The sequence below is a fragment of the Streptomyces spororaveus genome (genome assembly GCF_016755875.1).
Lineage (GTDB): Bacteria > Actinomycetota > Actinomycetes > Streptomycetales > Streptomycetaceae > Streptomyces > Streptomyces spororaveus.
Genome location: NZ_BNED01000005.1, coordinates 3,430,642 through 3,450,012, shown reverse-complemented (window position 1 = coordinate 3,450,012; position 19,371 = coordinate 3,430,642). Strand labels below are relative to the sequence as shown.

Annotated in this window: 20 protein-coding genes; 10 read left to right on the top strand and 10 right to left on the bottom strand. The window is 72.6% G+C overall.

Annotation, left to right across the window (positions count from 1 at the left end):
• Nucleotides 1-121: 121 nt before the first annotated feature.
• The 3 genes from Sspor_RS17660 to hutH all read left to right on the top strand — a co-directional run bounded on the left by Sspor_RS17660 (nucleotide 122) and on the right by hutH (nucleotide 3,814).
• On the top strand, nucleotides 122-925 hold the full coding sequence (locus Sspor_RS17660) for an enoyl-CoA hydratase/isomerase family protein (protein ID WP_202200013.1): 804 nt from the start codon (nucleotides 122-124) through the stop codon (nucleotides 923-925).
• Nucleotides 926-1,049: 124 nt separating this feature from the next.
• Nucleotides 1,050-2,165 carry a GGDEF domain-containing protein gene (locus tag Sspor_RS17655; protein ID WP_202200012.1) on the top strand — a complete coding sequence of 372 codons (1,116 nt, stop codon included), beginning with the start codon at nucleotides 1,050-1,052 and terminating at the stop codon, nucleotides 2,163-2,165.
• 107 nt (nucleotides 2,166-2,272) lie between these two features.
• Nucleotides 2,273-3,814 carry a histidine ammonia-lyase gene (gene hutH / locus Sspor_RS17650; protein WP_202203709.1) on the top strand — a complete coding sequence of 514 codons (1,542 nt, stop codon included), beginning with the start codon at nucleotides 2,273-2,275 and terminating at the stop codon, nucleotides 3,812-3,814.
• 104 nt (nucleotides 3,815-3,918) lie between these two features.
• Here the strand turns inward: hutH and Sspor_RS17645 are convergent, their stop codons facing one another.
• Nucleotides 3,919-4,266: a hypothetical protein gene (locus tag Sspor_RS17645; RefSeq protein WP_202200011.1), complete on the bottom strand. Its 348-nt coding sequence runs from the start codon at nucleotides 4,264-4,266 to the stop codon at nucleotides 3,919-3,921.
• Nucleotides 4,267-4,412: 146 nt separating this feature from the next.
• Between Sspor_RS17645 and Sspor_RS17640 the strand changes: the two genes are divergently transcribed.
• From Sspor_RS17640 to Sspor_RS17630, 3 genes are all read left to right on the top strand, one after another.
• The gene (locus Sspor_RS17640; protein WP_237403909.1) at nucleotides 4,413-4,715 is read left to right on the top strand and encodes a hypothetical protein; all 303 of its coding nucleotides are present in this window, start codon (nucleotides 4,413-4,415) and stop codon (nucleotides 4,713-4,715) included.
• Nucleotides 4,716-4,849: 134 nt separating this feature from the next.
• The gene (locus Sspor_RS17635) at nucleotides 4,850-6,118 is read left to right on the top strand and encodes a L,D-transpeptidase (RefSeq protein WP_202200009.1); all 1,269 of its coding nucleotides are present in this window, start codon (nucleotides 4,850-4,852) and stop codon (nucleotides 6,116-6,118) included.
• A gap of 113 nt (nucleotides 6,119-6,231) precedes the next feature.
• Nucleotides 6,232-7,203, top strand: a complete 972-nt coding sequence (locus Sspor_RS17630) for a GNAT family N-acetyltransferase (RefSeq protein WP_202200008.1) — start codon at nucleotides 6,232-6,234, stop codon at nucleotides 7,201-7,203.
• A gap of 67 nt (nucleotides 7,204-7,270) precedes the next feature.
• Here the strand turns inward: Sspor_RS17630 and msrA are convergent, their stop codons facing one another.
• From msrA to Sspor_RS17610, 4 genes are all read right to left on the bottom strand, one after another.
• Nucleotides 7,271-7,933 carry a peptide-methionine (S)-S-oxide reductase MsrA gene (gene msrA / locus Sspor_RS17625; RefSeq protein ID WP_202200007.1) on the bottom strand — a complete coding sequence of 221 codons (663 nt, stop codon included), beginning with the start codon at nucleotides 7,931-7,933 and terminating at the stop codon, nucleotides 7,271-7,273.
• A 79-nt stretch (nucleotides 7,934-8,012) separates the two neighbouring features.
• A complete protein-coding gene (locus Sspor_RS17620; RefSeq protein WP_202200006.1) occupies nucleotides 8,013-9,173 on the bottom strand; it encodes a hypothetical protein in 1,161 nt (386 codons plus the stop codon).
• On the bottom strand, nucleotides 9,170-10,768 hold the full coding sequence (locus Sspor_RS17615) for a M48 family metallopeptidase (protein WP_202200005.1): 1,599 nt from the start codon (nucleotides 10,766-10,768) through the stop codon (nucleotides 9,170-9,172). The genes Sspor_RS17620 and Sspor_RS17615 overlap by 4 nt, the downstream gene beginning before the upstream one ends.
• A 221-nt stretch (nucleotides 10,769-10,989) precedes the next feature.
• On the bottom strand, nucleotides 10,990-12,096 hold the full coding sequence (locus Sspor_RS17610; protein WP_202200004.1) for a hypothetical protein: 1,107 nt from the start codon (nucleotides 12,094-12,096) through the stop codon (nucleotides 10,990-10,992).
• A 77-nt stretch (nucleotides 12,097-12,173) separates the two neighbouring features.
• On the opposite strand from Sspor_RS17610, the gene Sspor_RS17605 reads away from it, so the two are divergent.
• Nucleotides 12,174-13,331: a cystathionine gamma-synthase gene (locus tag Sspor_RS17605; RefSeq protein WP_202200003.1), complete on the top strand. Its 1,158-nt coding sequence runs from the start codon at nucleotides 12,174-12,176 to the stop codon at nucleotides 13,329-13,331.
• A 112-nt stretch (nucleotides 13,332-13,443) separates the two neighbouring features.
• On the opposite strand, the gene Sspor_RS17600 is transcribed toward Sspor_RS17605, so the two are convergent.
• From Sspor_RS17600 to Sspor_RS17590, 3 genes are read right to left on the bottom strand one after another with little or no spacing between them, the layout of a single operon-like run.
• Nucleotides 13,444-13,698: a hypothetical protein gene (locus Sspor_RS17600; RefSeq protein WP_202200002.1), complete on the bottom strand. Its 255-nt coding sequence runs from the start codon at nucleotides 13,696-13,698 to the stop codon at nucleotides 13,444-13,446.
• Nucleotides 13,695-14,117: a sigma factor-like helix-turn-helix DNA-binding protein gene (locus Sspor_RS17595; RefSeq protein WP_202200001.1), complete on the bottom strand. Its 423-nt coding sequence runs from the start codon at nucleotides 14,115-14,117 to the stop codon at nucleotides 13,695-13,697. The genes Sspor_RS17600 and Sspor_RS17595 overlap by 4 nt, the downstream gene beginning before the upstream one ends.
• Before the next feature lie 57 nt (nucleotides 14,118-14,174).
• Entirely contained in the window at nucleotides 14,175-14,696 is a 522-nt protein-coding gene (locus tag Sspor_RS17590; RefSeq protein WP_030009956.1) for a MarR family winged helix-turn-helix transcriptional regulator, read from the bottom strand.
• Between the two features lie 265 nt (nucleotides 14,697-14,961).
• Between Sspor_RS17590 and ilvA the strand changes: the two genes are divergently transcribed.
• From ilvA to Sspor_RS17575, 3 genes are all read left to right on the top strand, one after another.
• The gene (gene ilvA, locus Sspor_RS17585) at nucleotides 14,962-16,194 is read left to right on the top strand and encodes a threonine ammonia-lyase (RefSeq protein ID WP_202200000.1); all 1,233 of its coding nucleotides are present in this window, start codon (nucleotides 14,962-14,964) and stop codon (nucleotides 16,192-16,194) included.
• A gap of 107 nt (nucleotides 16,195-16,301) precedes the next feature.
• Nucleotides 16,302-17,324, top strand: a complete 1,023-nt coding sequence (locus tag Sspor_RS17580; protein ID WP_202199999.1) for an ATP-binding cassette domain-containing protein — start codon at nucleotides 16,302-16,304, stop codon at nucleotides 17,322-17,324.
• Nucleotides 17,321-18,190: an ABC transporter permease gene (locus Sspor_RS17575; protein ID WP_202199998.1), complete on the top strand. Its 870-nt coding sequence runs from the start codon at nucleotides 17,321-17,323 to the stop codon at nucleotides 18,188-18,190. Before Sspor_RS17580 ends, Sspor_RS17575 begins: the two co-directional genes overlap by 4 nt.
• Before the next feature lie 113 nt (nucleotides 18,191-18,303).
• Here Sspor_RS17575 and greA read toward each other — a convergent pair whose 3' ends face one another.
• Nucleotides 18,304-18,801 carry a transcription elongation factor GreA gene (gene greA / locus Sspor_RS17570; protein ID WP_030009952.1) on the bottom strand — a complete coding sequence of 166 codons (498 nt, stop codon included), beginning with the start codon at nucleotides 18,799-18,801 and terminating at the stop codon, nucleotides 18,304-18,306.
• Nucleotides 18,802-18,938: 137 nt separating this feature from the next.
• On the bottom strand, nucleotides 18,939-19,352 hold the full coding sequence (locus Sspor_RS17565; protein ID WP_202199997.1) for a DUF4307 domain-containing protein: 414 nt from the start codon (nucleotides 19,350-19,352) through the stop codon (nucleotides 18,939-18,941).
• Nucleotides 19,353-19,371 lie beyond the last annotated feature (19 nt).

The window sequence follows — 19,371 nt, the reverse complement described above, 5'->3', positions numbered from 1 at the left end:
CCGCGTCGCCTCCCTCGTCCGCCTTGCGATGCACGGTACCGACCACCGCTCCCTGATCCGCCCGGACCGACAAGACACCCCCTAGGATCCCCGGTAACGTTCGTTAACCGGGAGGGTTCTTATGGCGTCCGAGTCGGCATTCGAGTCGGAGTTCGTGGCGGTGCGCCGCCACGAGGGCGGGGTCGCGGAGCTGGTCCTGGACCGCCCCAAGGCGATGAACGCGGTGTCGACCGCCATGGCCCGCGCCATCGGGGCGGCCTGTGCCGAGCTGGCCGCCGACCGGACCGTGCGCGTGGTGGTGCTCTCCTCCACGTCGGAGCGGGCCTTCTGCGTCGGGGCGGACCTCAAGGAGCGGAACTCGTTCTCGGACGCCGAGCTGGTCCGGCAGCGGCCGACCACGCGGGGCGCGTACGGGGGCGTGGCGGCGCTGCCGATGCCCACGATCGCGGCCGTGCACGGGTTCGCGCTGGGCGGCGGCTTCGAGCTGGCCCTGGCCTGCGATGTGATCGTCGCCGACGAGACCTCGGTGGTGGGCCTGCCGGAGGTGTCGGTGGGCGTGATCCCCGGCGGCGGAGGGACGCAGCTGCTGCCGCGCCGGGTGGGTGCCGCGCGGGCCGCGGAGCTGATCTTCACCGCGCGCCGGGTGGAGGCGGCCGAGGCGCTGTCCCTGGGCCTGGTGGACTCGGTGGTCCCGGCCGGCCAGGACACGGCGGAGGCGCTGGCGCTGGCCGCCCGGATGGCGGCGAACTCCCCCGTGGGTCTGCGGGCGGCCAAGCGGGCGCTGCGGCTGGGCCACGGGATGGACCTGGAGGCCGGTCTGGAGATCGAGGACGCGGCCTGGCGGACGGTGGCCCTCTCGGGTGACCGGGTGGAGGGCGTCGCGGCGTTCAACGAGAAGCGCAAGCCGAACTGGCCGGGGGAGTAACCGTCCGGTCGGTCGTCGCCAGCCGCCCGCACCGCCGCGCAGTCGATCACCCTTGGTGATCTTCGCGGTACCGAATGTCGCGCTCACTGTCCCCAAATCGGACAAAACTCCCTAACCTGGGGTGATGGGAGTTGACGGGCGGCTACGAGCCGTGGTGGGACTCGCTCAGGCGATGGCCGCGGCGTGCGCGCCGCGGGACAGTGTGCGGGCGGCCGCGCGCGGGGCGCGCGTGGCGCTCGACGGCTCGTTCGCGGCGATCTCCGCCTGGGAGCGCGAGCGGGGGCGCCTGCGGGTGCTCGTGAACGAGGGCGAGCGGCGGGCGGGCGAGGAGGAGTTCCCCGAGGACGAGTCGTACCCGGTGCACGACTTCCCCGAGATCACCGAGTTCCTGCACGAGCTCTGGGTGGGCGGCGGCGGCCCGCACGCCTGGGTGGAGAGCGCCGTCGGCGACCGGCCGGGCCGGCGCGGCGAGGCCCTGCGCCGCCGCGGCCGCGGGACCTGTGTGGTCGCGCCCGTCGTGCTCAGCGGCCGGGCCTGGGGCGAGCTGTACGTCGCCCGCGACGAGGGGCTGCCCGACTTCGACGAGGACGACGCCGATTTCGCCACTGTGCTCGCGGCCGTGATCGCGGCCGGTCTCGCACAGAACGAGCGGCTGGAGGAGGCCCGGCGGCTCGCCTTCACCGATCCGCTGACCGGGCTCGCGAACCGGCGGGCGGTCGACATGCGGCTCGACGAGGCCCTGGAGGAGCACCGGCGGACCGGGGCGGTCGTCAGCCTGGTCGTCTGCGACCTGAACGGCCTGAAGAAGGTCAACGACACCCTCGGCCACGCCATGGGCGACCGGCTCCTGGAACGGTTCGGGTCGGTCCTGAGCCTGTGCGGCGCGATGCTGCCCGGATCGCTGGTGGCCCGCCTCGGCGGCGACGAGTTCTGCCTGGTCGGGGCCGGCCCGACGGCGGACGAGATCGTACGCGTCGCCGAGGAGGTGTGTACCCGGGCGGCCGAGCTGGAGCTGGGTGAGGGGGTGGCCTGCGGGGTCGCCTCCACCGGGGATCCGATCGGGCTGGTGAAGTCCTCCCGGAGGCTGTTCCGGCTGGCGGACGCCGCCCAGTACAAGGCGAAGGCGGCGCGCTCGCCGAAACCCGTCGTGGCGGGCCGGGACACCGCCGTGGTCCGGCTCGCGGACGCCGCCGCCGAGGAGGCTCCCGGGGAGCGGCGCCGGTTCCGGGGCCGCCCGTGACCGCATGTCCGCGGTGTCGGCCCGTAAGGGGTCCACCCGCGTCGCGATCGTGACGAACCAAGCTAGTGACATGAAGCGATTCAATCCGTAGGGTGCTGAATATGGATATGCACACTGTCGTGGTGGGGACGTCCGGGACCACCGCCGAGGACGTCATCGCCGTAGCCCGCGGCAACGCACGGGTCGAGCTGTCCGGCGAGGCGCTCGACGCGCTCGCCCGCGCCCGCGAGATCGTCGACGCGCTGGCCGCCAAGCCCGAGCCCGTCTACGGGGTGTCCACCGGGTTCGGTGCGCTCGCCTCCCGGCACATCAGCCCCGAGCTGCGTGCCCAGCTCCAGCGCAACATCGTCCGCTCGCACGCCGCCGGCATGGGCCCGCGCGTCGAGCGGGAGGTCGTCCGCGCGCTGATGTTCCTCCGCCTCAAGACCGTCGCCTCCGGTCACACCGGCGTGCGCCCCTCCGTCGCGCAGACCATGGCCGACGTGCTCAACGCCGGGATCACCCCCGTCGTCCACGAGTACGGCTCCCTGGGCTGCTCCGGAGACCTCGCACCGCTGTCCCACTGCGCGCTCGCCCTCATGGGCGAGGGCGACGCCGAGGGCCCGGACGGCACCGTCCGCCCCGCCGGGGAACTGCTCGCCGAAGCCGGCATCGAGCCCGTCGTGCTCCGCGAGAAGGAGGGCCTCGCCCTCCTCAACGGCACCGACGGCATGCTCGGCATGCTGGTCATGGCCCTCGCCGACCTCGGCAAGCTCTACACCTCCGCCGACATCACCGCCGCGCTGACGCTGGAGGCGCTGCTCGGCACGGAGAAGGTGCTCCAGCCCGAGCTGCACGCCATCCGCCCGCACCCGGGGCAGGGTGCCTCCGCCGCGAACATGGCCGCCGTCCTCAAGGGCTCCGGGCTCGTGCGCCACTACCAGGAGGAGACCGCCCCGCGCGTGCAGGACGCGTACTCCGTGCGCTGCGCCCCGCAGGTCGCCGGCGCCGGCCGCGACACCATGGCGCACGCCGCCCTGGTGGCTTCCCGCGAGCTGGCCGCCGCCGTCGACAACCCGGTGGTGCTGCCCGACGGGCGCGTGGAGTCCAACGGCAACTTCCACGGGGCCCCGGTCGCCTACGTGCTGGACTTCCTCGCCATCGCGGCCGCCGACCTCGGCTCCATCGCCGAGCGCCGCACCGACCGGCTGCTCGACAAGAACCGCTCGCACGGCCTGCCGCCGTTCCTCGCGGACGACGCCGGTGTGGACTCCGGTCTGATGATCGCCCAGTACACGCAGGCCGCCCTGGTCAGCGAGATGAAGCGGCTCGCGGTGCCGGCCTCGGCCGACTCGATCCCCTCCTCCGCCATGCAGGAGGACCACGTCTCGATGGGCTGGTCGGCCGCGCGCAAGCTCCGTACCGCCGTCGACAACCTGACGCGGATCATCGCCATCGAGCTGTACGCGGCCACCCGCGCCATCGAGCTGCGCCACGGGCTGACCCCGGCCCCGGCCAGCCAGGCCGCGATCGCGGCCGCGCGTGCGGCGGGCGTGCAGGGTCCCGGGCCGGATCGTTTCCTCGCCCCTGACCTGGCCGCCGCCGACGAGTTCGTCCGCACGGGCGGCCTCCTGGCCGCGGTGGAGCCGGTGACGGGTCCGCTCGCCTGACGGCAGGCCTCGTAACGCGGCGAAGGGCCGCCCCGGGATCCGGTCCCGGGGCGGCCCTTGCCGTGTCCGTGCGTGCCGCCGGGTGTCCAGGGGGTGTCCGGCCGCTACGGCGCGTGCGAGCGGCGGACCGAGAAGGCCACGAAACCGGCCCCGACGCCGAGGAACAGGGTGCCGCCCAGCAGGTAGGGGGTGGTGTCCACCGATCCGGTGTCGGCGAGCAGGGACTGCGGGCGCGAGGCGGGCCCGGAGGCCGTTCCCGTGACCGTCCCGGGGGCGTCCGGGCCTGCGTCGGAGCCGCCGGTGGCCGTACCGGCCGCGTTCGCGCCCGCGGGCACGCCGGATCCGGTCTCCTCGGTACCTGCCGAGGTGGCGCCCGCCGAGGGTACGAACCACAGGGCGGCGAGGAGGGTGGTCGCTCCGAGAGCGGTGAGCAGCGGTCGGCGTGCGGACACGGTGCGATCCCCCTTGTGGCAGCAGCGAATTGGCCGTGTGCGGTGATGCTACGGAAAGGGGCGGGTCGCGGGAAAGCCGGGGCTTCCGCGGGCTTACTCTCCGTCGTATGAACTCTTCTGAGACATCACGATACGTACGACTTAGGGTGGATCTGGTCCTGGAGGTGCCGGACGTCCAGGCACTTACCGGAGCCGCGCTCGCGCACATCAAGGCCGACGAGTTCATGCCGGACGAGGAGCGCGGCCACGCCGAGGCCGCCGTCCGAGAGGACGAGTCGGAGGCCCTCGCCTACCTCGTCGACCCCACTGACCTGGTCTCGGACATCCCCGGCGTGGAGCTCGCCCAGGCCTCCTGGAGCAGCGAGCCCGTCGAATACGACCCCGAGTCCATGGAGTGGGACCTGGACGAGGAAGATGGGGACTTCGACGAGGAACCCGACAACGCCTGACCGTGTGGTGGACCACATCCCAACGGAATGTGGAACCGGCCGGTGCCGTTAACGCGTTGTCAGGACCAGGCAGGGGGTCTGCCCCCTGCCCGGCCAACCCCGGGGACGGCCAGCCTCCGGGGTATCCGGCAACGATGGAGTGGCGTGTGAGGACGGACAGTAAGCGGCGGAGGCGGTCCCTGGTGGCCATATCCGCCGTTCTCGGTGGGGTACTGATGCTCACGGCGTGCGGCGGCGGAGACGACGCGAAGCCGAAGGGCGGCGAGTCGGGCAACGCCCAGGCGGACGTCGACGCGGCAGCGGCCAAGGACGCCTCGAAGGCGAAGATAACCATCACGCCGAAGGACGGCGCCACGAACGTCGGCCTCAACGACGCGGCCAATGTGGCCGTCGCCGACGGCACCCTCACCCAGGTCGAGCTGAAGACCAGCGAGGGCGCGGCCGTGGCCGGCAAGATCGCCGCCGACGGCAAGAGCTGGAAGCCCGACGCCGCCCTCAAGCGGTCCACGAAGTACGCCCTGGCGGCGACCGCCAAGGACGCCGACGGCAAGGAAGCGCACGAGAACGCCTCCTTCACCACCGTCTCCCCGGAGAACAGCTTCGTCGGCTCCTTCATCCCGGACGACGGACAGACGGTCGGCGTGGGCATGCCGGTCTCGATCACCTTCAACAAGCCGATCCAGGACAAGAAGGCCGTCCAGGCGGCGATCTCGGTCACCTCCACCAGCGGCCAGGAGGTCGTCGGCCACTGGTTCGGCGCCCAGCGCCTGGACTTCCGTCCGGAGAAGTACTGGCAGGCGAACTCCACCGTCACCATGAAGCTGGCGCTGGAAGGCGTCCAGGGCGCTCCCGGCGTCCAGGGCGTCCAGAACAAGACCGTCACCTTCAAGATCGGCCGCAGCCAGGTCTCCCAGGTCGACGTGAAGAGCAAGAAGATGACGGTCACCCGGGACGGCGCGGTCCTCAAGACCATCCCGATCTCGGCGGGCTCCCCGGAGAACCCGACCTACAACGGCCAGATGGTGATCTCCGAGAAGTTCAAGGAGACCCGGATGGACGGCTCCACCGTCGGCTTCAAGGACAGTGAGGGCAAGGGCGAGTACGACATCAAGGACGTCCCGCACGCCATGCGGCTGTCCCAGTCCGGCACCTTCATCCACGGCAACTACTGGGGAGCCGACTCGGTCTTCGGCAGCGCGAACACCAGCCACGGCTGTGTCGGCCTGAACGACGCCAAGGGCGCGGGCGACCCGAACCAGCCCGCCGCGTGGTTCTTCGACAACTCGCTCATCGGCGACGTGGTCGACGTGATCAACTCCCCGGACAAGGTCATCAAGCCCGAGAACGGCCTCAACGGCTGGAACATGGCCTGGGCGGAGTGGAAGGCCGGCTCGGCCGCCTGACCTCCCGCACCACGGACGCCGGACGGCGGGGACCCCTGGGGGTCCCCGCCGTCCGGCGTTCCCGCCCGAAAACCGCCGACCGCGCTCCGAGTGGATCATCTAGGGTCCCCGGTATGACCATCCGCGCGTTGTCCCGGCCGCCCACCGACACCGAGATCGACGCCTGGGTCGCGGTCCTCGCCGCCGCCCGGGCCGCCGACCTGCCGCAGGGGCCGCCTCCCGCCCGGACGGAGGTGGCCGGCCGGCTGCGCGTGACACCGGTCCGCGGCCGCGCCGCACTCTGGGCCGCCGACGGGGGAGCGGGCGTGGCCGCGCTGCTCCTGTTCACGGACGAGGCCAACGCGCACACCGCCTTCCTCGACGTGCTCGCCGTCCACCCCGACGCCCGGCGCCGGGGTCTGGGCCGAGCCCTGTGGGAGCAGGTCCGGGCCGAGCTCCTCGCGCACGGCCGGACCTCGGTCTCCACCCTGGTGGACCTGGGCGGGCCGGGACAGGCGTTCGCGCAGTCCCTCGGGTTCGTGAACGTCCTGCCCATGGCCTGGTACGAGCAGGACGTGACGCGGCGGCCCCGGGCCGCGGCGGGAGCCCCGCACCCCGTCGCCCCCGGGTACGAACTGCGGGCCTGGCACGGACTGGCTCCGGACGACTGGGCCGCGCCCCTCGCCACGGCCCACGGGGCGATGCAGGACGCGCCCGTGGGGGACGTCGACGAGAAGGCCGAGCCCTGGACCCCGCAGCGGCTGCACGCCACGCAGCAGCTGATCCTGGACCGCGGCGGCGAGATCACCACGGTCGCCGCGGTGACCGCGCGGGGCGAGGTGGCCGCGTACACGGAACTGGTCCTGCCCGACCCGGCCGGCCCGCGCGCCCTCCAGTACGACACGGTGGTCGTCCCCGCCCACCGCGGCCACGGCCTCGGCCGCGCGGTCAAGCTGCACATGCTGGAGCTGGCCCGCCACCGGTACCCCGCGCTGCGCCGGATCGCCACCACGGTGGCGGACGAGAACACCCCGATGCGGGCGGTGAACGAGAGCCTGGGCTACCGTCCGGCCCGCCCCGCGGCCTACTACCAGCTCAGCCTGTAGCCGCGGGGTTCCGCGCCCCGGCCCCCTCCGAAGGAGCCGACCACGACGCCGGCAGACCTCGCCGGGGTCACTCGGCCGCGGCCACGCCGATCGGGCAGGAGACGCCCGTGCCGCCGATGCCGCAGTAGCCGCCCGGGTTCTTGTCCAGGTACTGCTGGTGGGGCGCCTCGGCGGGCCAGAAGGGGCGCTCCGCCGCCGGCAGCACCGCCGTGGTGATCGGGCCGTAGCCCGAGGAGGCCAGCACCTGCTGGTAGGCCGTGCGGGAGGCCTCGGCGGTCTCCTGCTGGGCCGGGGAGTGCGTGTAGACCGCCGAGCGGTACTGGGTGCCGACGTCGTTGCCCTGGCGGAAGCCCTGGGTGGGGTCGTGCGACTCCCAGAACAGCTTCAGCAGCGCGGCGTAGGAGACCTGGGACGGGTCGAAGACCACGCGGACCACCTCGGCGTGGCCGGTCAGACCCGAGCAGACCTCCTCGTAGGTCGGATTCTCGGTGAAGCCGCCCTGGTAACCGGCCAGCGTCGTCCACACCCCGGGGGTCTGCCAGAACTTGCGCTCCGCGCCCCAGAAACAGCCCAGGCCGAAGTCGGCGACCTCCAGGTGCGCGGGGTAGGGGCCGGACAGCGGGTTGCCCAGCACGGTGTGCCGGTCGGGCACGGTGAACAGCGGCTCCGCGCGGCCCGTCAGGGCCTCCTCGCGGGTGGGGAGCTCGGGCGTACGGCGGTACGAGAACATGGATTCCCTCCTTTGTGGCAGTGACAACGTGCGGAGGGCGGGCCGGGATTCCCCGACCCGCCCTCCGCCGCCGCACGGGTCAGAGACCCGGCGTGGTCACGCCCACCGCCCAGTCCCGGGCGTACAGGTACCGGCTCTTCGGCGAGCCCGCGTAGGACCACGGCAGGGCGCCGATGTACCCGTCGATGTGCCGGAACTGCTCGACGGCCTCCGCGTCGCGGTCCTGCCAGAACAGCAGGTACGCCAGGATGTGCCGCATGCCCACCGTCCCGGGGTGGTCGTCGCCCGCCGCGGCCAGGTCCAGCAGCGCCGCGTCCACCGCCGCGACGATCTCCGGCTCCTTGAAGAACGTCTCCGCGGCCAGGTCGTCCTCGTACGTCTCCTGCTCGAAGTACGCGATCAGCGGCAGCCGCGAGAACAGCTCACCGGGCGCCCCGGCCGCCGCCGACTCGCGCGCGAAGGCCAGCGCCAGCTCGTGCGAGCCGCGCCACTTGCGGCACCAGTACTGCAGCGCGCTGACGTGCGCGCACAGCACCTTCGGATCGCGCTCGACGATCTCCGCCCACAGCTCGCGGTACCGCTCGTGCGAGTAGCCCAGGCCCTGCCCGATCGGCTGCTCCACGATGTACGGGGTCGGGTCCGCCGGGTCGGCGAGGCGCTGGGCCGCGTGGGCGGCCTCCTGCGCCTTGACCAGCAGGTCGCGGAAGAGCCGGAACTGCTCCTGCGTGGTGCGGCTGCCCGACTGGGAGCCGCGTACGTTCCACGCCACCTGGATCGCGGTGTCGGCGTCGACCAGGGCCGCCGTCGGGTCCGCGGGCCGCGCCGCACGCCAGGCCAGCAGCCACGCGTCGTCCTCGGCGGCCGCCTCGGCCAGCGGGCGGACCCGCTCCATGCGCTCGTGCCAGTTCTTGCCGGCCGCCTCGATGTACGCGGCTGCGGCCTCCCAGTCGCCCGACCGGACCGCCTCCAGGACGGCGGTGCGCTCCGCGGGCACGGGAGCCGGGTTCTCGGTGTCGAGGTCGGCTTCGGCCACGAAGCCCAGGGCGACCACCGCCGCCGCCTTCTCGGCCTTCCGCTCGGCCTTGATCGCGGCCGTCTCGGCGTTCGAGGCCTCGGTCCGGCCTTCGATGACGGCTATCTCCGCCTCCAGCCGCTTCGCCTTGCGGATGAAGTAGACGCCGCGCAGCACCTTGTACGCGCCGCCGGCCAGCAGGACGCCGAGGATGATGAGGCCGATCACGGGGCAAGCACCAGCTTTCGCAGGGGTTCGGTGTCGGGCAGGTCCGCCACGGCCGCGTCCAGGGCCGTGTCCAGGCGGTCCTCGAAACCGTCGGCCGGGTAGCCCAGGGAGGCCGAGTCGGACCAGGACAGCTGCCAGCGGGCGGCGCCACGGGCCGTCAGCTCGACGGTGACCAGCTGGTTCAGGGTGCGCCGGACGACCGGGCGGGCGAACTCGCGGGCCGTGCGGCCGGTGGCCGCCTGCGCCTCCTCGGACTTCGGGAAACGGTCGGCGACGCGCCAGCGCACCGCCGGGTCGGCGTCGAACGCGTCGAGCACGGCCTCAAGCCCCGGGCCGGCCCCCTCGGCGGCGAAGGCCTCGCGGATGTCCTCCGCGCCCCGGCCGACGTACACGGTCATGGACTCGTGGACGAGGTCCTCCCAGTCGACCCGCTTGAGTGCGAGCGCCTCCGGGGTGAGGACGACCTGCTCCAGCGCGGCCAGCGACGCGCCCGCGTCGGCCAGCAGCTCCAGGGCCGGCCGGGCGCTCTGTCCGCCGCGGCCGTCGTCGGGCAGCGCCTCGATGCGGGCCACGCGCTCGGCGAGCGCGGGGTGGGAGTCGTAGGGGGAGGTGGGCTCGGTCGACAGTTCCCGGCGCAGCCCGTCCAGGTCGGCCGCGCGCGCGTCCAGCAGCCGGCGCAGGCCGCCGAAGACCTCGCCCGGGCGAGGCAGCAGGCCGGCGCCGACGCCGAGGGTGGCGTACGAGCTCATGTAGAAGTCGTGCGCCGAGTCGAGGGCGTTCAACTCGCGCAGCGCGGACGCGGCGGAGTCACGGCCGGCGACCCGGACCGAGGCGAGGTCGGCGGCGAGCTCCTGGCGGCGGGAGGTGGAGAGGGTGGCGCGCATGTAGAAGTTGCCGTACGCCAGGTAGATCTTGGCCATGGCGCGGTACATCGCGCCCTCGCCCGAGGTGTCGACGCCCTTGGCCTTCTTGCCCTTGGCGATCCGCTTCTCGTCCTTGCGCTCCTGCTTCGCGCGCTCCTTGGCGACCTTCTTGTCGGCGCGCTCGTGGAAGTAGCCGATCGTGCGGATCAGCTGGGCGCGGCCGCGGGCGATCAGCGGGGTGAGGCGCGTGTCGAGGTTGGCGTAGTGGCCCATCTCGTGGGCGAGTACCGCGCGCAGCTGCATCTCGTCCAGGCCCGTCATCAGCGGCAGGCCGAGGTAGAGACGACGGGTTCCGGGCAGCAGGCCCAGCAGCCTGGCGTCCTCGCCGACGGCCGCGTTCACCTCGTCGATCAGCACGATCTCGTCGGGGGCACGGGTGCCGACCTGCTGCGCGATGTCACGCACGACCGCCCACAGCTCGGGCTCCTGGGCCTCGCCGACGGTGATCCCGGCCGGGGGCTCGCCCTTGGGGGTGCGCAGCATGAACAGACCACGCACGATCGGGACGGCGAGGACCACGGAGACCAGCAGCAGCTTGCCCGCGACCGCCCCGTGCAGGTGGGTGACGACGGCGTAGTCGATGCCGGCGAGGGCGGCCAGTAGGAACACGCTGAGCAGGTAGAAGCCTGCGAGCAGGACGAGGGCGCGCAAGGCGCGCAGTGAAGCGCCCATATGGACAGATCCCCCCACGGGATGAAAGCGGTGCTGAGGTGGGTGGCAGGGCAGAAGGCCGCCACCGCCGCATCATGCGGCCTGTGATTACTTACGGCAACCTTATTGGCCATGGCTCCGGACCATCCCGCGGGGTGGGGACGCGCGGGGTACGCGGCCGCAGGGGCGGGGGTACTCCGGGAGGCCCCCGCGGGCCGGGCCGTAGGCCCCCCTGGTGCGGCCTACGGCCGCAGGGTCGCCGGCGAGCCGCCGTTCGCCTCGTACCCCGCCACCGCCATCGCCCGGTACACCGCGTACACCGCGGCCGGGTCGTTCGCCTCCGACCACGGCAGCGCGCCCACGTACCCGTCCACGTGCCGCACCTGCTCCATGGCCTCGGCCCAGCGCTCCATGCCGACCAGGAACAGCAGCAGCAGGTGCCGGACGTGCGCCACCATCGGGTCGTCCTGCCGCGCCGAGTGCACCGCGTACAGCGCGCCCTCCACGGCCCGCGTGACGACCGCGCCGCGGTAGAAGCCCGGGCTCAGCACGATGTCCGGCTGGTTTTCGCGCAGCGCGAACAGCGGCAGGGCCGCCAGCAGCGAGCCCTGCGGGGCGCGCGCCGCGGCCGCGTGTGCGAAGGCGTCGGCCTGCTCCCGCGAGCCGTGCCACTGCGCGCCCCAGTAGTGCAGCGCCACGAGATGGGCGCCCATGTGCTCCGGGGCCCGGTCGACGACCTTCGCCCACAGCTCGACGAACTCCGCCTCCGGGTACGCCAGTCCCCGCGCGATCGCCAGTTCCGTGATGTACGGGACCGGGTCCTGCGGGCTCAGCAGCGCGGCCTTGCGGCACGCCTCCCGGGCCTCCTCCAGGATGATCCGGTGGTCCGCGGAGCCGACCCCGCCCGACTGCCGCCACGCCTGCTGCACCAGCAGCTCCGCGTGGACCTGCGCGCCGCCCGGGTCCTGCTCCGCCTCCAGCCGCCACGCCTTCAGCCACTGGGCACCCGCACCGGGCTGCGCCGCCAGTTCCAGGGCCGCCGCCCCGCCGAAGGCCTGGACGCGCTGCCAGCGCCGCTCGCCCTCCCGCGGGGTCCCGGCGAGCAGCTGCGAGGCCGCCTTCCACTGACCGGTGCGCCGCACGTTGTCGAGGGCGTCCATCAGGTCCTGGTCGGGCCCGGGGATGCGGACGTCGAGCTCCTCCTGCCGTTCGAATCCGTAGTTCGCCGGGTCGGCGGCGTCGGGGCTCCCCGGCGCCACCAGGCGGAGGGCATTGCGCCGGCGCCAGACGTACGGACCGAGAATGAACGCGAGGGTGAGTATCGCGAACGCGAACCACAGAATCTCCATGCCTCCAGCGAACCAGACCGACGGGGCAGTGGGCCAACAGGGGGTGCCGGACGGCGGGCGGGCATAGCATTCTGCTCATGAGCGATGACAGCCACGAGCACCAGAGCTTCGAGACCCGCGCGATTCACGCGGGCAATACCGCGGACCCGTTGACCGGCGCGGTCATTCCCCCGATCTACCAGGTGTCCACCTACAAGCAGGACGGCGTCGGAGGACTCCGCGGCGGTTACGAGTACAGCCGCAGCGCCAACCCGACCCGCACCGCGCTGGAGGAGAACCTCGCGGCGCTGGAGGGCGGCCGGCGCGGCCTCGCCTTCGCGTCCGGACTGGCCGCCGAGGACTGCCTGCTGCGCACACTGCTCTCCCCGGGCGACCACGTGGTCATCCCGAACGACGCCTACGGCGGCACCTTCCGCCTCTTCGCGAAGGTCGTCGCCCGCTGGGGCGTGGAGTGGTCGGTGGCCGACACCTCCGACGCGGACTCCGTACGGGCGGCCCTGACCCCGAAGACGAAGCTCATCTGGGTCGAGACCCCCTCCAACCCGCTGCTCGGCATCACCGACATCGCCGTCCTCGCCGAGATCGCGCGGTCGGCGGGTGTCCGGCTGGTCGTGGACAACACCTTCGCCTCGCCGTACCTCCAGCAGCCGCTGGAGCTGGGCGCGGACGTGGTGGTGCACTCGCTGACCAAGTACATGGGCGGACACTCCGACGTCGTCGGTGGCGCGCTCATCACCTCGGACGCGGCGCTGGGCGAGGAGCTGGCCTACCACCAGAACGCGATGGGCGCGGTGGCCGGGCCGTTCGACTCCTGGATCGTGCTGCGGGGCATCAAGACGCTGGCCGTGCGCATGGACCGGCACGCGGAGAACGCGGCCAAGGTCGCCGAGGTGCTCACGCGCCACCCGAAGGTCACCAAGGTCTACTACCCGGGCCTGCCCGAGCACCCGGGTCACGAGATCGCCGCCAAGCAGATGCGCAACTTCGGCGGCATGGTCTCCTTCCAGGTCGCCGGTGGCGAGAAGGAGGCGGTCGCGGTCTGCGGCCGCACCAAGATCTTCACCCTGGCCGAGTCCCTGGGCGGCGTCGAGTCCCTGATCGAGCACCCGGGTCTCATGACGCACGCGTCGGTGGCCGGCTCGGCGCTGGAGGTTCCGGCGGACCTGGTCCGTCTGTCGGTCGGCATCGAGAACGCCGATGACCTCATCGCGGACCTGACCCAGGCCCTGGGCTAGCCGCCCCGGCCCCCGCCACCCGGCGGGGGCCACCCCGGCCCGCCCTCCGGCTCCGCCGGGCCCCGACGGGCCTCGCCGGCGAGGCTGGAGGGCCGGCCGGAACGGGCGGGGGCTACCAGCCCTGCAACGGTGGGGAGACGTCCGTCGGGGGGCTGAGCCAGGGGCGGGTCAGCGAGGCCCACACGACGAACGCCACCGCCACGGCGAAGAGCACGGCCCACCCGAACCCGCGCAGCGCCCGCCGCCGGCGCAGGAGCCGGTCGCCCCGGGCCGCCGCACCCGCCGCGAGCCCCGTCGGCACCGGCGGGTACGGGCCCTCCAGCAGCCGCCTGACCTGGGCTTCCTTCCGGTCCGGGAGCCCGCTCACGCCGACTCCCGGTGCCTCAGCGCGGCCACGGCCCGGTTGCACAGCACCCGTACCCGCTCCACCGGCATCCCGAGCTGCGCCGCGGCGACCTCCTCCGCGACCCCTTCGTAGAGCCGCAGGACGAGTACGAGCCGCTCCGGCGGGCTCAGCCGGGCGAGCAGGCCGGGGCCCCCGTGGTGGCGCCAGCCGGTCCGGGCGAAGGCCGTGCACAGTTCCCGGCGGGTGTAGTCGTACGGGTCGTCCCCGCGCAGGCGCCGCCAGTTCGCGTACGTACGGGCCAGCGCGCCCGCCAGCAGCCGCCGGGCCGACTCCGGTTCACCGGTCAGCAGAACGGCGACATGCAGGAGGCGCCCGGCCGCGCCCGCGACGAAGGCCTCGAACTCCGCGTAGGAGCCCGCCTGTTGATCAACCACCCGCATAGTCCACATAGTGCGGGCAGCGGGCCCGCCCGGGTCAAGAGGGCTGACGGACTCCGCTCAGGAGGCGGGACCGGCTTCGGCCACGGCCGCCATGAGCTCCGACAGCGACAGGTTGAAGCGCGTCAGCAGGCCCGTGAAGGACTCCCGCTCGCCCTCGCTCCAGCCCTCGGTCACCCGGGCCATCAGTTCGCGCCGCGAGGAACGGACCTCCTCCAGCCGGGCCAGCCCCCGCGGTGACAGCGCGAGCACCACGGCCCGCCCGTCCTCGGGGTGCGAGGTCCGCTTCACCAGACCGCTGTCGACCAGGGGCGCGACCTGCCGGGTCACCGTGGAGGAGTCGATCCCCATGCCGCCGGCGAGCGCCTTCACGCCCATCGGGCCCTCCAGGTCGAGCCGGTTCAGCAGGAGGTAGGCGGCGCGGTCCATCGAGTTGCGGGCCTGGCCCACACCGCCCAGACGGGTCTGCTCGGCACGGCGGGCGAAGACCGCCACCTGGTGCTGGAGCGCGTCGAGGAGACCGGCTCCGGCGGGCGCGTCCGGCGCCGCGGGCAGATCGGAATTGGCCGGGGTGGAAGGCATGGCCGTGGGCTCTCTTCGCGTGGGTCCGACAAGGTTGGGGGACAGAGTACGCGGCCGTGCGGCGGCTCGTACGCCTCGTACGAGAACTGGTGCGGCCTCTTCGCGCCCCCGCCCCGCGGGTGTCCCGGATGGCGAGATATCGCCCCTCGCCCAGCCCCTCGCCCAGCCCCGCCCGCAGCCCTGCCCGCAGCCCTGCCCGCAGCCCCGTCGCCGGCCCCGTTCGCGGCCCGGAGCCGGCCCCTGCCCGGGCTGCGAGACTGGCGGCATGAACTACCGCGTGCCCCAGCCCGTCCCCCAGGTCATCCTCGACGACATCCGGGGGGCTCAGAAGATGCTGTCCGGCGTCTCCCGGGTCACCGCCATGGAGGGCAGCCGGCACCTCTCCGCACTCACCGGCTCCCCGGTCCACCTCAAGTGCGAGAACCTCCAGCGCACCGGCTCCTTCAAGCTCCGCGGCGCCTACGTACGCATCGCAGGCCTGCGCCCCGAACAGCGGGCCGCCGGCGTCGTCGCCGCGAGCGCGGGCAACCACGCGCAGGGCGTGGCGCTGGCCTCCTCCCTCCTCGGGGTCCGCTCGACCGTGTTCATGCCGGTCGGGGCGCCGCTGCCGAAGGTGGCCGCGACCCAGGAGTACGGCGCCGACGTGCGCCTGCACGGGCAGGTCGTCGACGAGACCTTCCTGGCCGCCCAGGAGTACGCGGACCGCACCGGCGCGGTGTTCATCCACCCCTTCGACCACCGCGACATCATCGCGGGCCAGGGCACGGTCGGCCTGGAGATCCTGGAGCAGTGCCCGGAGGTGCGGACGATCCTCGTCGGGATCGGCGGCGGCGGTCTCGCGGCCGGTGTCGCGGTCGCCGTGAAGGCGCTGCGGCCGGACGTACGGGTCATCGGGGTGCAGGCGGCGGGGGCGGCGGCCTACCCGCCCTCGCTCAAGGTCGGACACCCGGTCTCGATCGACGACCCGAACACGATGGCCGACGGGATCAAGGTCGGCCGCCCCGGTGACGTCCCCTTCGCCATCATCGGCGAGCTCGTCGACGACGTGCGCACGGTCTCCGAGGACGCCCTCTCCAGCGCCCTGCTGCTGTGTCTGGAGCGGGCCAAACTGGTCGTCGAACCGGCAGGGTGCAGCACGGTCGCGGCGCTGCTCAGCGAGCCCGAACTGTACGGCGGCGGCCCGGTGGTGGCCGTTCTGTCGGGCGGCAACGTCGACCCGCTGCTGCTCCAGCGGATCCTGCGCCACGGCATGGCGGCGGCGGGCCGGTACCTGTCCCTGCGGCTGCGCGTGGCCGACCGGCCGGGCGCCCTGGCCGGTCTCCTGGCGGTGTTGTCAGTGGTGGATGCGAACGTGTTGGACGTGAGCCATGTGCGGACGGACCCGCGGCTGGGGCTCACGGAGGTGGAGGTGGAGCTGCACCTGGAGACGAAGGGCCCGGAGCACTGCGCGGAAGTCGCGCGTTCCCTGCACGGCGCGGGATACAAGGTGATGAGCTAGGGCATCCCCCGTTCGGCCGAGCGGGACCTGCACGGTCCCCATAGGATTTGCGTAGAAATGCCCTGAATATCTTGATTCTACTGGCCCGATTCACTGGGAGAATCCATATGCCAGGCGCTATCTACGCCGAAGGTCTGGTGAAGACCTTCGGCGATGTACGGGCTCTCGACGGCGTGGACCTCGATGTCCCCGAAGGCACCGTCCTGGGTCTGCTCGGCCCGAACGGCGCGGGCAAGACCACGGCCGTACGCGTCCTGACCACCCTCCTGCGACCCGACAGCGGCAGGGCCGTCGTCGCCGGCGTGGACGTCCTCAAGCATCCCAACGAAGTCCGCCGCGCCATCGGCCTGTCCGGCCAGTTCGCGGCCGTCGACGAGTACCTCACCGGCCGCGAGAACCTCCAGATGGTCGGCCAGCTCTACCAGATGAAGGCCCGGGCGGCCAAGGCCCGGGCCGGCGAACTCCTGGAACGCTTCAACCTCTCCGACGCCGCCGACCGCACGGCCAAGACGTACTCCGGCGGCATGCGCAGGCGCCTGGACCTCGCGGCCGCCCTGGTCGTCAGCCCGCCCGTGATGTTCATGGACGAGCCGACCACCGGACTCGACCCCCGCAACCGCCAGCAGCTGTGGGGCATCATCCAGGAACTGGTCGCGGGCGGCACCACCCTGCTCCTCACCACCCAGTACCTGGAGGAGGCCGACCACCTCGCGCACGACATCTGCGTGGTCGACCACGGCAAGGTCATCGCCCGCGGCACCTCCGACCAGCTCAAGGCCCGTACCGGCGGCGAGCGCGTGGAGGTCGTCGTCCACGAGCGGGACCGCATCCCCGACGCGCGCGAGGTGCTCGCCGGCTTCGGCAAGGGCGAGACGACGGTGGAGGAGCACACCCGCAAACTGACCGTGCCCGTGGCGGGCGGCGCGAAGCTGCTCGCCGAGGTCATCCGCGAACTCGACGGCCGCGACATCGAGATCGACGACATAGGCCTGCGCCGCCCCACCCTCGACGACGTGTTCATCTCCCTGACCGGGCACGCCGCCGAACGGGCCGCCGAGGAGAACGGCGAGGGGCCGCCCGGTCCCGGGGCCATGGCCCGCAAGCCGGCCCGGAAGGAGGCGGCGAAGTGACCCTCACCTCCCCGGACCCGGGCACCTCCCCGCACCGCGAACTCGCGGCGCCCCGTCCGCGCGGCGGCGTCGTCCAGAGCGTGAACGACTCCCTCGTGATCGCGAAACGGAACGTCATCCGCCTCAGCAGGATTCCCGAGATGTTGATCTTCGGGCTGATCCAGCCGGTCATGTTCGTGGTGCTGTTCAGCTTCGTCTTCGGCGGCTCGATGATGATCGGCGGCTCGACCAGCGCCAGCGACTACCGCAACTTCCTGATGGCCGGCATCTTCGCCCAGACCGTCACCTTCGCCACCGCGGGTGCCGGCGCGGGTATCGCCGACGACATGCACAAGGGCCTGATCGACCGCTTCCGGTCGCTGCCCATGGCGCGCGGCGCCGTCCTGACCGGCCGCACCCTGGCGGACCTGATGCAGACCGCGCTGACCATGGTGGTGCTGGCGATGGTCGCCCTCCTCGTCGGCTGGCGCACCCACACGAGCGCCGGCGAGGTGCTGGCCGGCTTCGCCCTGCTGCTCCTGCTCGGGTACGCGTTCTCCTGGATCGGCGCCCTGATCGGGCTCTCCGTACGGACCCCGGAGGCGGCCACCTCGGGCGGGCTGATCTGGCTGTTCCCCGTCACGTTCATCTCGAACGCGTTCGTCCCCACGGAGAACATGGCGAGCTGGCTCCAGCCCATCGCCGAGTGGAACCCGTTCAGCGCCACCGTCCAGGCCTGCCGCGAGCTGTTCGGCAACCCGGGCGTGTCCCCGTCCGACGCCTGGCCGATGGTCCACCCGGTCTGGGCCTCGCTGATCTGGTCGGCCCTGATCATCCTGCTCTTCCGCACCCTCTCGGTCCGCAAGTACCGCGGGGCGGACGGCTGAGATCCGCGGCCCGTACCAGCGCGGCGGCAACGCACGATGCCCGGCCGGGAGGGTCCGGCCGGGCATCGTGCGCTGCTGTCGTCGGTCCGGGAGAAACCCGTGACCGAGGGTGATCAGCCGGTGAAGGGCTTGACGTCCAGGATCTTCACCGAGGCCTTCTTGCCGTTCGGCAGCTCGTACTCGGCGTCCTCGCCGATCGCCTTGCCCAGCACGCCGCTGCCCAGAGGGGACTGGGGGGAGTACGTCTCGAAGTCCGAGGACGCGTACTCGCGCGAGGCGAGCAGGAACTCCATGGTGTCGTCCTCGTCGCCGTCGAAGGCGATCTTGACGAGCGTGCCGGGGGCCACCACACCGTCGGACGCGGGCGCGGTACCGACCTTGGCGTTCTCCAGGAGCTGCGTGAGCTGGCGGACCCGGAGCTCCTGCTTGCCCTGCTCCTCCTTCGCCGCGTGGTAACCGCCGTTCTCACGCAGGTCGCCCTCCTCGCGGGCGGCTGCGATCTTCGTGGCGATCTCCGTGCGGGCGGGACCAGAGAGGTAGTCCAGCTCCGCCTTCAGCTGGTCGTACGCCGCCTGGGTCAGCCAGGTGACGCTTTCGCTCGTCTGGGTCACGGGTGCTCCTCGTCGGTACAGGGGACTACTGGCCGCCAGCGGCGGACGAAACCACGAGCCTAACAATTCGGAAAGAAAAGAGGGAGGACCCCACAGGCTCATTGCCTCGTGGGGACGACTTCAATCCTCTTCGGACCTCAGTGGGCGGAAGTCGCGGGCCGGCAGCCGACCAGCTCGATCATCGCCGCGCGGCCGGTGGTCTTCAGGGTGACGAGCTCGTCCACCCGCGACCGGGACTGCGCGAAGGTGAAGTCCGCGCGGCCCACCTCGGCGTGCTCCTTGTCCTGGGAGCTCAGGGAGCAGACCCCGGTGACCGAGGCCTCCTTGCGGACCTCCAGGTGCACCTTCACCTCGGTGTCCGAAATCACCTGGAATTTAATCACTTCGGCGCTCACGCTCTGTCCCGCGACGTAGTCCCAGCCGATCCAGCCGACCACGCCCAGCAGCCCGACACCCAGCACCGATCCGATGATCTTGAGCTTCCGGTCCGCACGCTCGTCCGCCGACCGGCCGTACCGGCCCTCGGGCAGTCCCTCGCGCACCGCGCTCATGATCGTTCCTCTCGCCGGG

Excerpts from the sequence above, each read along its gene's own strand:
- Sspor_RS17655 (WP_202200012.1), top strand. The coding sequence starts at position 1,050 with ATGGGAGTTGACGGGCGGCTACGAGCCGTGGTGGGACTCGCTCAGGCG.
- msrA (WP_202200007.1), bottom strand. The coding sequence starts at position 7,933 with ATGTTCTCGTACCGCCGTACGCCCGAGCTCCCCACCCGCGAGGAGGCC.
- Sspor_RS17630 (WP_202200008.1), top strand. The coding sequence starts at position 6,232 with ATGACCATCCGCGCGTTGTCCCGGCCGCCCACCGACACCGAGATCGAC.
- Sspor_RS17660 (WP_202200013.1), top strand. The coding sequence starts at position 122 with ATGGCGTCCGAGTCGGCATTCGAGTCGGAGTTCGTGGCGGTGCGCCGC.
- Sspor_RS17635 (WP_202200009.1), top strand. The coding sequence starts at position 4,850 with ATGGAGTGGCGTGTGAGGACGGACAGTAAGCGGCGGAGGCGGTCCCTG.
- Sspor_RS17595 (WP_202200001.1), bottom strand. The coding sequence starts at position 14,117 with ATGCGGGTGGTTGATCAACAGGCGGGCTCCTACGCGGAGTTCGAGGCC.
- Sspor_RS17605 (WP_202200003.1), top strand. The coding sequence starts at position 12,174 with ATGAGCGATGACAGCCACGAGCACCAGAGCTTCGAGACCCGCGCGATT.
- Sspor_RS17590 (WP_030009956.1), bottom strand. The coding sequence starts at position 14,696 with ATGCCTTCCACCCCGGCCAATTCCGATCTGCCCGCGGCGCCGGACGCG.
- Sspor_RS17615 (WP_202200005.1), bottom strand. The coding sequence starts at position 10,768 with ATGGGCGCTTCACTGCGCGCCTTGCGCGCCCTCGTCCTGCTCGCAGGC.
- Sspor_RS17580 (WP_202199999.1), top strand. The coding sequence starts at position 16,302 with ATGCCAGGCGCTATCTACGCCGAAGGTCTGGTGAAGACCTTCGGCGAT.
- ilvA (WP_202200000.1), top strand. The coding sequence starts at position 14,962 with ATGAACTACCGCGTGCCCCAGCCCGTCCCCCAGGTCATCCTCGACGAC.
- hutH (WP_202203709.1), top strand. The coding sequence starts at position 2,273 with ATGCACACTGTCGTGGTGGGGACGTCCGGGACCACCGCCGAGGACGTC.
- Sspor_RS17610 (WP_202200004.1), bottom strand. The coding sequence starts at position 12,096 with ATGGAGATTCTGTGGTTCGCGTTCGCGATACTCACCCTCGCGTTCATT.
- Sspor_RS17565 (WP_202199997.1), bottom strand. The coding sequence starts at position 19,352 with ATGAGCGCGGTGCGCGAGGGACTGCCCGAGGGCCGGTACGGCCGGTCG.